The organism is Vibrio sp. 14G-20 (genome assembly GCF_026241515.1).
Classification (GTDB): domain Bacteria; phylum Pseudomonadota; class Gammaproteobacteria; order Enterobacterales; family Vibrionaceae; genus Vibrio.
Map to the genome: position 1 here is coordinate 88,928 of NZ_JAPHPW010000017.1, position 12,704 is coordinate 101,631.

The following is a 12,704-nucleotide window of genomic DNA, read 5'->3' on the forward strand; positions in this document are numbered from 1 at the left end:
CCAAACGATAGATAAACAAAAAGCGACGCCGAGGCGTCGCTTTAGTAAAATTTATCATGGTGCTAGAGTCAATCTAATTCAGCACCTAGTGATTAAATTTATTGGGTTCAATTACTTGTAAACCATTTGACCAGAAGGCGCGTACTTGTTCACGTCTACTGGGCTGTTTGCTTCTAGGTACTCTTTCAGTACTTCTGCATCAACAAAGCCAGTGTTTACGTAACCAGGGTGATCAGACAGTTTAGGGTAACCGTCACCACCGGCCGCGTTGAAGCTTGGCACTGTGAAACGGTATGTTTCGTCTAAACGAAGCTGTTTGCCACCGATGAAGACATTCGATACTTCACCATTTGCTACTGTCATTGAAATGCCAGCAAACTGCGCGTAAGCACCAGAATCGATTGGTTTCGTCGCCACAACGTTTAGGTAATCTAGAACTTCTTTACCTGTCATGTCTGTGTAAGTCAGGATGTTTGCAAAAGGTTGTACCTTCAGTACATCTTTGTAAGTGACATTGCCCGCTTCAATTGAGTCACGAACACCACCAGAGTTCATCACAGCGAAGTCTGCTTGTGCACGCTCCATGTGAGAAGTCGCAATCAAACGACCTAGGTTAGTTTGTTGGAAGCGCACGACGTTACGATCGCCTTCAAGCTTGCCATTTGTCTCAGCAATTTGAACTTCTAGCTGTGCTTGACCTTGCTCTTGGAAAGGACGTAGGAATTCAAGCAACTCTGGATCTTGTGCGATTTCATCTTGAATAAGAACACGTTGCTTCTTACCGTCAATCTTAACTTTCTTCTTAAGGTTAACTGGAACCAGATCGTAGTTCACCATCTCTAGTTCACCGTTACGGAATTCGTAATCAGCACGGCCTACGTACTTGCCCCACTCGTGAGCTTGAACGATGTAGGTACCGTTCTGTACGTCTGGTTTACACTCATCACCCGGCTTGAAGTTTTTCTTCGCAACGTTAGGGCCTTCCATACATACAGGCTCTTGAGAGTGACCACCAACGATCATGTCTAGGTCGCCTTCGTTTAGGTAACGAGCAAGTGCTACATCACCCGGTGCGTTAACACCACGTTGGCCGTTTTCGTAGTGACCCATGTGAGTCACAGCGAAGATTAAGTCTGGCTTCTCTGTTTCTTTAAGTTCAGCGATTAGCTTCTTCGCTTCTTCTTTAGGGTCACGGAAGTCAATGCTCGCGATGAACTCAGGGTTACCGATTTTTGCCGTATCTTCAGTGGTTAGACCGATAACCGCAATCTTGATACCTTGCTTTTCAAACATCTCGTAAGCTTGGAACTTGCGTTCGCCTGTTGCTTTGTCGTAGATGTTTGCAGATAGCATTGGGAAGTTAGCCCAGTCGATCTGCTTTTGTAGTACGTCTAAAGAGTTGTCAAACTCGTGGTTACCCAATGCCATTGCATCGTAACCAATTTTATTCATACCTTTGAAATCAGGTTCTGCATCTTGAAGATCTGACTCTGGCACACCCGTGTTGATGTCACCACCAGATAGAAGCAACACGCTACCGCCTTCTGCTTCAACTTCAGCACGAAGTTGATCAACAAGCGTTTTACGCGCAGACATTCCGTATTCACCGTATTTGTTCTGCCAAAAACGACCATGGTTGTCGTTAGTATGCAGAACCGTTAGCTTGTAAGTTTCGTCTTGGTTCCAATCTTGAGTTGATTGAGACGCACACCCAGCTAGAGTAGCTAGGATTGCAGCACTTAGTGCTGTCTTTAGAATAAGGCGTTGCTTCATTGTCATACCTTTGAACTTTTTAGGGGAATCCACTGCTTTTTATAATCTATTGCGACCCCTTTCCTGGAGTTCGAACAATAAGACTTCAACATGACTAATCTTAAATTAACATTCTAGATGTAACACGACGATTTCATATTTATGTCGAATTGGTCACGCATAGATCGGCAGTTAAGTGTAACAAAATTATGAGATTACACTCAAACTTCCCCTGCATCACAGGCAATCGTTTACTTATAAAGTGTGATGAACATCAGTAATTTACTATAAACAGGACAGACCTCACACACCTATACCACTTTCTTAGGGAATCAGAGGTTCTGTTAACAAAGAATTAATCATCTAGCGCTAATTAGTACTCAGAAAAACAGATAAGCGCACAGTGAAAAGAACTGATACCCAGATAAACAAAAACGCCCAACTCTTAGAGTTGGGCGTTTATTTGATCTCTTTAAAATAACCACTTTAACTAATTCACATTAGCGAGTTACTTAACATCAGCTACAGCTATTTAATATCGATGTGCTCAAAGCCTTTGATAAGGTCATCAAGTGCTTTCATCTGTTTCAAGAACGGTTCTAGTTTATCTAGAGGTAGCGCAGATGGACCATCACAGCGTGCTTGATCTGGGTTCGGGTGCGCTTCAATAAACAGACCCGCAATACCTGTCGCTAGGCCAGCTTTAGCTAGTTCAACCGTTTGCTCACGACGACCGCCAGATGCTGCACCTGATGGGTCACGCATTTGTAGAGAGTGCGTCACGTCGAAGATGATTGGACTACCGTTTGAAGACTTCTTCATTACACCAAAGCCAAGCATATCAACCACTAGGTTGTCGTAACCCATGCAAGCGCCACGCTCGCAAAGGATTATCTTGTCGTTACCACACTCAGCAAACTTATCAACGATGTTGCCAACTTGGTTCGGGCTCATGAACTGAGGCTTCTTCACGTTGATTACCGCACCAGTCTTAGCCATTGCTTCAACAAGGTCCGTTTGACGAGCTAGGAATGCAGGTAGTTGGATTACATCAACCACATCAGCAACAGGCTGAGCTTGTGCTTCAGTGTGAACATCAGTGATGATCTTCACGCCAAATGTATCTTTCAGCTCTTGGAAGATTTTAAGACCTTCTTCCATACCAGGACCACGGTATGAGTGAACAGAGCTACGGTTCGCTTTATCGAAAGACGCCTTAAATACGTAAGGGATACCCAGCTTCTCTGTTACTTTCACGTAGTGCTCACAGATCTGCATTGCTAGATCGCGAGATTCAAGAACGTTCATGCCTGCAAATAGCGTAAATGGCTTGTCGTTAGCAATTGGCATGTCGCCAATATGAACTGTTTTCTGTTCCATCATATTCTCTCTAAAATAATTATTAACTAGTGAACGACCACGGCTTTTTCGTTCATGACGTTCACTTGAGATTTAAGTAACTCAGATGCCGGGTCATCTGGGCATTGGTCGATAAAGTATTGATAATCCGTTGCTGCTACTTGGTGACAATCTAGCTGTTGATAGATAAAGCCACGATCGCGGATTTCATACGGGTCATCCGGTACAAACGTTAATGCAAGATCAGTACATTTTAGTGCAAGCGTATAGCGCTCTTCTCGCAGTAGTGCACTCTTGAGCAGTGCTAACCACTTACCAATAATGGTTGGGTGGTCGGCGACTTCTAAGTGTTCAGGTTTCACCTTAGCTAATGGGCCATCATGTCCTATTAACCATGCTCTCAACGTTTGTTCACCAACGTACTCACCGTTATAAGGATTAATATAGGCAGCAGCTTGCCCGTACCAGCTCACTTTAAGCAAGAACTGAGTTGGGAAAGAGACACCCTCTACAGGAAAGCCTAGCTTGCGACCTAGAAAAAGAAAGATCGCCCCCAAACTCACTGGAATGCCTTTCTTTCTCTCAAGCACTTTATCGATGAACGCGTTTTCCGAAGAGAAATACGCCTCTTTATCGCCAGCAAAGCCCCATTCATAAAAGAATAGTCGAATAAAAGATTCAAACTTCTGCTGTTCATCGGTTTCATTAACCAGAGCAAATTCGGCGTCTTTTAACAATCTCGCCAGCTCTTGCTCTGCCCAACTGTCTTGAGTGTCTGGGTTAATCGCTTTATTTAAGATCAATGCACCTTCAGCTAACTCTAGCTGGTCAAAGTCTTCATCAAAAAATTCGTACATAGATAGTTAACCGAAATAAGGAGATAATTAACCGAAAAATGTTGGTGTCTTCGTCATTGCGATTTTGCCTGCCATTGCTAACCAGCCAAGTGCACCAAAGAAAGAGAAAACTCTCAATAACTTGTTCTTACCTAGCTTAAGCGCAAAGAAGCCCAATGCGATGTATGCCATAACACAGGTTAGTTTTTCGGTTAACCATGGTGCTGCAGGTGTAAATGGAATAAAGCCAGTGATAAAAATCAAACCAATACCCGATAGCAGTAGCAACGAGTCATTGATATGAGGAAAACGCTGCAAGAAAGGGTGCTTAAGCTTCGGAGAGTTAGCCATCATAAGAGCGAAACGAATCGAAAGCAGCAGTGCGCTTATAGCAATCGTAAGTAAGTGAAAATGTTTTAAACCTTCGTACATGGTATTCCTTTATATTTTTATATGTGCTTTCGCTAACACGAGCTACACAATACCCGTTAATGCTCTGTATTTCTGCGTTAAATGCATCACCGAGTGAAATGTATTGTCGAGTTAAAGGTATCAATTTAGCAAGTTCATCATCTATTGCTCACAAGATGATTAACCGCAGCCTATGAACAATCACTATGAACAATAACGACCCAATGTCACTCGGTCATTACCACCGTAATCTTTTTCTGTAACCACATCGAGATAACCGAGCGCCTGCATAATCTCACGTACTGCCAAACCTTGGTCGTAACCGTGTTCAAATGCCAACCAGCCTTCATTTTCCAAAAAGCCACGTGCATTTTCAGAAATGTATCGAATATCCGCGAGTCCTTTCTCTTCAGCAACCAGTGCTGTGATTGGCTCAAAACGCACATCGCCTTGAGACAAATGAGGATCATTCTTCTCAATGTATGGAGGGTTAGAGACAATCAACGAGAACTTCACCGCTTCTTTTTCAGAGTTAGCTAGGTTCAAAGGCTCAAACCAACTGCCGTGTAAAAAGGTGGCGTTGGTGATATTCAGGCGTCGTGCGTTTTCTGTCGCAAGTTGTTGCGCTTCCGGACGAAGATCAATCCCCGTTACCTGTCGATTCGGCATCTCTGATGCCAATGCTAACGCGATAGCACCTGTACCTGTCCCTAAATCCAGAATCGCACCTTGCTTGCCGTAAGTTTTATCCAAAGCCACCTCAACCAAACGCTCGGTATCTGGGCGTGGGATTAATGTAGAAGGGGAAACTTTTAACGGCAGTGACCAAAACTCACGCTCACCGATAATGTAAGCCACAGGCTCACCGGTTAAGCGACGTTTTAGAAGAGCATTGAATTCAGACTCTTGCTCTGAGGTGAGATGCTTCTCAGGCCAAGTCAGTAGGTAAGATCTTGGTTTATCTAAGGCGTGACAAAGCAGTACCGCGGCATCAACAGAGGGTGATGTGTTATCACCCTCTTGAAGCTTTACGATTGCCGCTTTTAAAGCACTTTCAACCGTATATGCTGACTGCATACAGGTTAGTTATGTTCTGCAAGTGCAGCAAGCTGGTCAGCTTGGTGCTCTTGAAGTACAGGATCAAGCAGGCTTTGCATGTCACCTTCCAGAACTTCGTTAAGACGGTAGATAGTAAGGTTGATACGGTGATCCGAAACACGACCTTGTGGGTAGTTGTACGTACGAATACGGTCACTACGGTCACCAGAACCTAGCAGGTTACGACGAGTGTCAGAAACCGCTGCCGCGCGGCGCTCTTCTTCTGCTTGAACAATACGAGCAGCAAGAACAGCCATCGCTTTCGCTTTGTTTTTATGCTGAGAACGCTCGTCTTGACACTCTACTACTGTACCCGTTGGTAAGTGAGTAATACGGATTGCTGAATCCGTGGTGTTAACGTGCTGACCACCCGCGCCTGATGCACGGAAAGTATCAATTTTAAGGTCGCCCGCTTTGATTTCTGGAAGATCCGCTTCTGGAATTTCCGGCATAACTGCAACCGTACATGCTGACGTGTGAACACGACCTTGAGACTCGGTTTCAGGTACACGTTGTACACGATGACCGCCCGACTCAAACTTCATTGTACCGTAAACAGCGTCGCCACTAACCTTAGCAATCATCTCTTTGTAGCCGCCTTGTTCAGAAGCATTGCTGCTCATGATTTCAACGCGCCAACCTTTCTTCTCAGCAAACTTAGAGTACATACGGAACAGGTTACCCGCGAAGATACCCGCTTCATCACCACCCGCGCCTGCACGGATTTCAAGGAAACAGTTACGCTCATCGTTTGGATCTTTTGGAATCAGAAGAATCTGTAGCTCATCAGTCAAACGTTCAATCGCCGCTTTTGCGTCTTTGATTTCGTCTTGAGCCATTTCACGCATTTCAGCGTCATCTTCGTTTGCCATCTCTTCAGCAGCTTCTAGATCTTCTTGAGCTTGCTGGTATGACTGGAAGCAAGCCGTCACTTCTTCTAGTTGAGAGTACTCTTTAGAAAGTGCACGGAATTTGTCTTGATTCCCGATTACATCTGGATCACCAAGTAGATGTTGAACTTCTTCATAGCGTTCAACAAGTGTTTCAAGCTTTACTAGAATCGAGGCTTTCATAATGTCTTATTCTGTTGGAGGTCTAATATTATTGAGGGTTTTCTAAGCCCAAACTCTGTCTAATGACCATTAATTTTGCAGGTTCTCCTTGCTCAGCTGCACTTTGAAGTGCGCGCGTTGGAGCATGGATCAATTTGTTTGTGAGCTTATTACTCAGCTCAAGTAAGACTTTTTCAGGGTCACTGCCAGCGGCAAGCGATTGTAAACTCTTACTTAATAATTCTTCTCGGATTTCGTTAGCCGATTTACGGTAGTCACGAATACTGTCTACTGCTTGCAGTGAACGCATCCAACTCATGAACGCCGCACTTTCTTCGCTAACTATTGCTTCCGCTTGAATCGCTTCCACTTTGCGTTGTTCAATGTTGCCATCAACAATCGACTGCAGATCATCCACTGAATAAAGGTAGGCGTCATTCAATTCACCGACCTGAGATTCAACATCGCGAGGAACTGCGATATCAACCAACAACATAGGTTGATGTTTTCTTGTTTTCAGTGCAGTTTCAACCATACCTTTACCAATGATAGGTAACGGACTTGCGGTTGAGCTGATCACGATATCCGCTCGATGCAGATGATCAGGGATCTCATTGAGGCTGATCACTTCAGCACCAAACTCTTCAGCCAACCCTAAAGCTCGCTCACGAGTACGGTTAGCAACTATCATCTTGGTACAACCATTCGCTGAAAGATGCTTAGCCACCAACTCAATGGTTTCACCCGCACCCACCAATAACACGGTTGAATCGGCAATCGACTCAAAGATGTGTTTGGCTAACGTACAAGCTGCGTAAGCAACCGAAACCGCGCTTCCGCCGATCTCCGTTTCAGTTCGAACACGCTTCGCGACAGAGAATGATTTCTGGAACAGCTTTTCCATTGAAGCATCAACAGATTTGTTCTCTCGCGAGTCTGTATAAGCTTGCTTCACCTGACCTAAGATCTGTGGTTCACCCAATACCAAAGAGTCCAAGCCACAAGCTACGCGCATTAAATGTTTAATCGCCGCCTGCTCTTCATGGACATAAATGCTCGGTTTTAGCTCTTCAGGGCTCACTTGATGGAAAACTGACAACCAATCGATGAGCTTGTTTTTTGCCACGCCTTTGACGTCACAATACAATTCAGTTCGATTACAGGTAGAAAGTATGACACTTCCATTTACGTGTGCATTTGCGTTAAGTTGCTTGAGTGCCTCAGATAATTTATCTGGACCAAAAGCGACTTTTTCTCGCAATTCAACCGACGCTGTATTGTGATTGATACCTACGGCAAGCAAAGACATGTATCAGAAGTTCTCGATCAGGGAATGGAAACAAGGGGCGAATTTTACTTGATGCATGGCTCTATTTAAAGAGCAAGCAGGATTTGTTTTCCTGACTTCGTGAATTCAATGCTATAGTTGAAGCGTTTTTTAGATAAATTTGAACAAGTTGTGAGCAAATATGAGCAAGCTTCTCAAAATCACGTCTCTTATTTTTATGGCCATAATTATGGTGGGTTGCTCGTCTATCCCAGAACAACCAACCAGCGTTGAATGGCAAAGTCATCAAGATCGGCTTTTACAGATAGACAACTATCAAGCCTCAGGCAAGCTCGCTTACATTTCCCCAGAGCAACGCCAAAGCCTAAATTTCATTTGGAAGCATTCACCAAATCAAAGTCAATTAAGGCTTACGACTTTTCTCGGTCAAACTGCATTGAACCTAACCATTGATCCATCAGGTGCAAAAGTCGTGACCTATGATGATCAAGTATTTACTCATGCGAGTGCTTCAGTCTTGGTTGAGCAGCTGACAGGCTTACAGATCCCTATTGATCATCTACCACAATGGTTCCTTGGCATTCCAGACCAAGCCGATAGCTACCAATTGAACACCACCAACACGCTTGAATCTCTCTCCAAACAAGTCAGCAACCAACTATGGACACTGAGTTTTGCTAACTATCGCAATACAGAGATGCCGAATAAGCAACTATCGGATGAAGACAACACTAAGGTAGAGACAATCCCACTCCCTACTCGATTGTCATTCAAGCAAGACAATAACAAAATCAACATTGTAGTTTCGAAGTGGACACTGAAAAAATGATAACAACGCCAACCCATTGGCCTTCTCCGGCTAAACTGAATTTATTTCTCTATATCACTGGTCGACGTGACAATGGCTATCACGAACTTCAAACTTTATTTCAGTTTGTCGATTTTGGTGATGAACTGACGGTTACCGCAAACTCAGAAACTAACTCGATAACAATCACACCAGAAATTCCTGGGGTAGCACTTGAAGACAACCTGATCTGGAAAGCCGCTACTGCGCTTCAGCAATATACCTCAACCTCTTTCGGTGCGGATATTGAACTCAAGAAAGTGCTGCCTATGGGAGGTGGTATTGGTGGAGGCTCTTCAAATGCAGCAACAGTGATGGTCGCTCTGAATTATTTATGGCAGCTCAACCTGTCAGATGATCAACTCGCCGAGATCGGTTTGAAGCTTGGTGCTGACGTTCCAGTCTTCGTTCGAGGCCACTCCGCCTTTGCTGAAGGGGTTGGAGAACAACTACAGCCCGCTAATCCGGATGAAAAATGGTATCTTGTGGTCAAGCCTCAAGTGAGCATAGCAACTGTAGACATATTTACACATTCAGAATTAACTCGAAACACGCCAAAGCGAGCGCTATCAACGCTTCTAGAGCAAGAATACGTAAACGATTGCGAAAAAATTGTGCGAATGCTGTACCCAGAGGTTGATAAGCAACTTTCATGGCTGCTACAATACGCGCCGTCGAGATTGACTGGCACAGGTTCGTGCGTTTTTGCTGAATTTAACAGCAAAAAAGAAGCCGAATTGGTGCGAGAACAACTGCCTGACACAGTTTCCGCTTTCGTAGCGAAAGGAAGAAATATTTCTCCTTTAAAAGAAACTCTGGCTGAATACCAATCAGCCCACCCACAATCTATTTAAAACTGGACGCAACCCGAGGTTTCCACCGTGCCTGATATGAAGCTATTTGCTGGTAACGCAACACCTGAACTAGCCCAACGTATTGCTGATCGTCTATACATCTCTCTTGGCGATGCTACCGTAGACCGTTTTTCTGATGGCGAAGTCGCTGTTCAAATCAATGAAAACGTTCGTGGTAGCGATGTATTCCTGATTCAATCAACTTGTGCACCAACCAATGACAACCTTATGGAGTTGGTGGTAATGATTGACGCAATGCGCCGTGCTTCTGCTGGCCGTATTACTGCTGTAATCCCTTACTTCGGTTATGCCCGTCAAGATCGTCGTGTACGTTCTGCTCGTGTGCCTATTACTGCAAAAGTTGTTGCAGACTTCCTTTCTAACGTTGGTGTTGACCGCGTTCTTACTATCGACCTACACGCAGAGCAAATCCAAGGCTTCTTCGATGTACCTGTTGATAACATCTTCGGTACTCCAGTTCTTCTAGAAGACATGGCTAACCGTGGCCTAGAAAACCCAGTAGTGGTTTCTCCAGACCTTGGTGGTGTTGTACGTGCTCGTGCAACAGCTAAAGCGCTAGGTGATGTTGACATCGCTATCGTTGATAAGCGTCGTCCACGTGCTAATGTTTCTGAAGTAATGAACCTAATCGGTGATGTTGAAGGCCGTGACTGTGTTATCGTTGATGACATGATCGATACGGGTGGCACACTATGTAAAGCAGCTGAAGCGCTTAAAGAGCGCGGTGCTAAGCGTGTATTCGCTTACGCAACTCACGCTGTTTTCTCTGGTACTGCTGCGAACAACATCAAGAACTCTGTTCTAGACCAAGTTATCGTAACGGATTCTATCTCTCTATCTCCAGAGATGGCTGCGACTGGTAAAGTGACAACACTTAGCCTTTCTCGCATGCTTGCTGAAGCGATTCGTCGTATCAGCAACGAAGAATCAATCTCAGCGATGTTCAACTAATCAAAGCCCAATAGCTTTGCTTTAGGAACACACGAGAGAAAAACATTAAGCACTTCATTCAATGAAGTGCTTTTTTTATGTGTGAGTAATATTGCACTGCTAGTTATCACAAACAGGAATAATCGCGCAGCTATCAGCTAGCTCGCACCTTTTTCATAAACTGTGATATCATACGGCGCTTTTTGAAATCCCAAGAGAGATCCATACCTTGAGCCAACAAATAAAACTTCTCGTTGGACTGGCTAATCCAGGTCCAGAATACGCCAAAACTCGCCACAACGCGGGCGCTTGGGTAGTTGAAGAATTAGCGCGTGTATATAACGTGACACTAAAGAACGAACCAAAGTTCTTTGGCCTAACGGGTCGTATCATGGTTCACGGTGAAGATCTTCGTTTGCTGATCCCAACGACTTTTATGAACTTGTCAGGCAAAGCAGTTGCAGCCTTAGCAAAGTTCTACCAAATTAAACCTGAAGAGATCATGGTCGCTCACGATGAGTTAGATCTGCCTCCTGGTATTGGAAAGTTTAAAAAAGGTGGTGGGCATGGTGGACATAATGGTCTGAAAGACATCATCAGCAAACAGGGTAACAATAAAGAATTCTATCGTCTTAGATTAGGCATCGGCCATCCAGGACACAAAGATAAAGTTGCAGGTTATGTATTAGGCAAAGCTCCTCAAAAAGAGCAAGAGTGTATCGAGGCCGTCGTTGACGAATCGGTTCGCAGCCTAGACATCTTATTAAAAGATGGCCTACCAAAAGCACAAAATCGCTTACATACGTTCAAAGCAGAATAAGGTTTATATCATGGGTTTTAAATGTGGCATCGTTGGTCTACCAAACGTTGGTAAGTCAACTCTGTTTAACGCACTGACTAAAGCAGGCATCGAAGCAGCAAACTTTCCATTTTGTACGATCGAACCAAACACAGGTATCGTTCCGGTTCCAGATCTACGCTTAGATGCATTAGCAAAAATTGTTAATCCACAGAAGATCCTTCCAACGACAATGGAATTCGTAGATATCGCGGGCCTAGTAGCTGGCGCATCTAAAGGTGAAGGTCTTGGTAACAAATTCCTAGCTAACATCCGTGAAACTGACGCTATCGGTCACGTTGTACGCTGCTTTGAAAATGAAAACATTGTTCACGTTGCTGGCAAAGTATCTCCAATCGAAGATATCGAAGTGATCAACCTTGAACTTGCATTGGCTGACTTAGACAGCTGTGAGCGTGCAATTCAACGTAACGCGAAAAAAGCAAAAGGCGGCGACAAAGACGCTAAATTCGAAATCACTGTACTAGAAAAGCTACTTCCAGTTCTTACTGAAGGTGGTATGGCGCGTACTGTTGAACTTGGCAAAGAAGAAGCGGCAGCAATCGGCTACCTAAACTTCCTAACGCTTAAGCCAACCATGTACATCGCAAACGTTGCAGAAGATGGCTTTGAAAATAACCCATACCTAGACGCTGTTCGTGAATACGCTGAAAACGAAAACAACGTAGTTGTTGCAGTTTGTGCAGCAATCGAATCTGAGCTTTCTGAGCTTGATGACGAAGATCGAGAAGAGTTCCTAGCGGATATGGGTATCGAAGAACCAGGTCTTAACCGAGTGATCCGCTCTGGTTACGAACTACTGACTCTTCAAACTTACTTCACAGCTGGCGTTAAAGAAGTTCGCGCTTGGACAATCCCTGTAGGTGCAACTGCGCCACAAGCAGCGGGTAAGATCCACACAGACTTCGAGAAAGGTTTCATCCGTGCTGAAGTTGTTGGATTCGATCACTTCATCGAATTTAACGGTGAGAGCGGTGCGAAAGACGCAGGTAAATGGCGCCTTGAAGGTAAAGAATACATCGTTAAAGATGGTGACGTTGTTCACTTCCGCTTCAACGTATAATTCTGATTAAACATCTAGAAAAAAGGCCAGTGAATTCACTGGCCTTTTTGTTTTTCCCGTTTCTAAATTGCCCCTCACCAGAAACTTAACTTCCTATATATATCGCCTTTTAGACCTATTTTTTGTCGACAAATACGCCTCTTTGCCTAAAAAGAAACCGAACAGATGTTTATTCGCGATTTATTCAAAAAAAAAGTTGACGGGTTTCGCTCAACTACGCATAATGCGCCCCGTTCACAACGAAGCGGCAACGTCTCGAAATGAACGACAATTTGGAAATGGCTACTTAGCTCAGTTGGTTAGAGCACATCACTCATAATGATGGGGTCGCAGG

The 12,704-nt window shown here is 44.3% G+C and carries 12 protein-coding genes; 5 read left to right on the top strand and 7 right to left on the bottom strand.

Features of this window, described 5'->3' with window-relative positions; all coding sequences use genetic code 11:
* Positions 1-111 precede the first annotated feature (111 nt).
* The 7 genes from ushA to hemA all read right to left on the bottom strand — a co-directional run bounded on the left by ushA (position 112) and on the right by hemA (position 7,817).
* On the bottom strand, positions 112-1,773 hold the full coding sequence (gene ushA, locus OQJ75_RS15700) for a bifunctional UDP-sugar hydrolase/5'-nucleotidase UshA (protein WP_265970923.1): 1,662 nt from the start codon (positions 1,771-1,773) through the stop codon (positions 112-114).
* 507 nt (positions 1,774-2,280) lie between these two features.
* Positions 2,281-3,135, bottom strand: coding sequence for a 3-deoxy-8-phosphooctulonate synthase (gene kdsA, locus OQJ75_RS15705; protein ID WP_174571129.1), 855 nt, complete (start codon positions 3,133-3,135; stop codon positions 2,281-2,283).
* A 23-nt stretch (positions 3,136-3,158) separates the two neighbouring features.
* Positions 3,159-3,968, bottom strand: a complete 810-nt coding sequence (locus OQJ75_RS15710; RefSeq protein ID WP_265970922.1) for a SirB1 family protein — start codon at positions 3,966-3,968, stop codon at positions 3,159-3,161.
* Positions 3,969-3,995: 27 nt separating this feature from the next.
* Entirely contained in the window at positions 3,996-4,379 is a 384-nt protein-coding gene (locus OQJ75_RS15715; protein ID WP_009848726.1) for a SirB2 family protein, read from the bottom strand.
* A 183-nt stretch (positions 4,380-4,562) separates the two neighbouring features.
* Positions 4,563-5,435, bottom strand: coding sequence for a peptide chain release factor N(5)-glutamine methyltransferase (gene prmC / locus OQJ75_RS15720; protein WP_265970921.1), 873 nt, complete (start codon positions 5,433-5,435; stop codon positions 4,563-4,565).
* A gap of 5 nt (positions 5,436-5,440) precedes the next feature.
* A complete protein-coding gene (prfA, locus tag OQJ75_RS15725) occupies positions 5,441-6,529 on the bottom strand; it encodes a peptide chain release factor 1 (RefSeq protein ID WP_010439174.1) in 1,089 nt (362 codons plus the stop codon).
* Positions 6,530-6,557: 28 nt separating this feature from the next.
* Positions 6,558-7,817 (bottom strand): glutamyl-tRNA reductase, encoded by a 1,260-nt coding sequence (hemA, locus tag OQJ75_RS15730; protein WP_265970920.1) that lies wholly within the window; start codon positions 7,815-7,817, stop codon positions 6,558-6,560.
* Positions 7,818-7,977: 160 nt separating this feature from the next.
* Between hemA and lolB the strand changes: the two genes are divergently transcribed.
* The 5 genes from lolB (at position 7,978) to ychF (ending at position 12,370) form a co-directional block, all read left to right on the top strand.
* Complete coding sequence (gene lolB / locus OQJ75_RS15735) at positions 7,978-8,625, top strand: lipoprotein insertase outer membrane protein LolB (protein ID WP_265970919.1); 648 nt, start codon at positions 7,978-7,980, stop codon at positions 8,623-8,625.
* On the top strand, positions 8,622-9,497 hold the full coding sequence (ispE, locus tag OQJ75_RS15740; protein ID WP_265970918.1) for a 4-(cytidine 5'-diphospho)-2-C-methyl-D-erythritol kinase: 876 nt from the start codon (positions 8,622-8,624) through the stop codon (positions 9,495-9,497). The genes lolB and ispE overlap by 4 nt, the downstream gene beginning before the upstream one ends.
* A 27-nt stretch (positions 9,498-9,524) precedes the next feature.
* On the top strand, positions 9,525-10,469 hold the full coding sequence (locus OQJ75_RS15745; RefSeq protein ID WP_004739814.1) for a ribose-phosphate pyrophosphokinase: 945 nt from the start codon (positions 9,525-9,527) through the stop codon (positions 10,467-10,469).
* 208 nt (positions 10,470-10,677) lie between these two features.
* Positions 10,678-11,268 carry an aminoacyl-tRNA hydrolase gene (gene pth, locus OQJ75_RS15750; protein ID WP_265970917.1) on the top strand — a complete coding sequence of 197 codons (591 nt, stop codon included), beginning with the start codon at positions 10,678-10,680 and terminating at the stop codon, positions 11,266-11,268.
* A gap of 10 nt (positions 11,269-11,278) precedes the next feature.
* Positions 11,279-12,370 (top strand): redox-regulated ATPase YchF, encoded by a 1,092-nt coding sequence (ychF, locus tag OQJ75_RS15755; protein ID WP_010439159.1) that lies wholly within the window; start codon positions 11,279-11,281, stop codon positions 12,368-12,370.
* Positions 12,371-12,704: the final 334 nt, after the last annotated feature.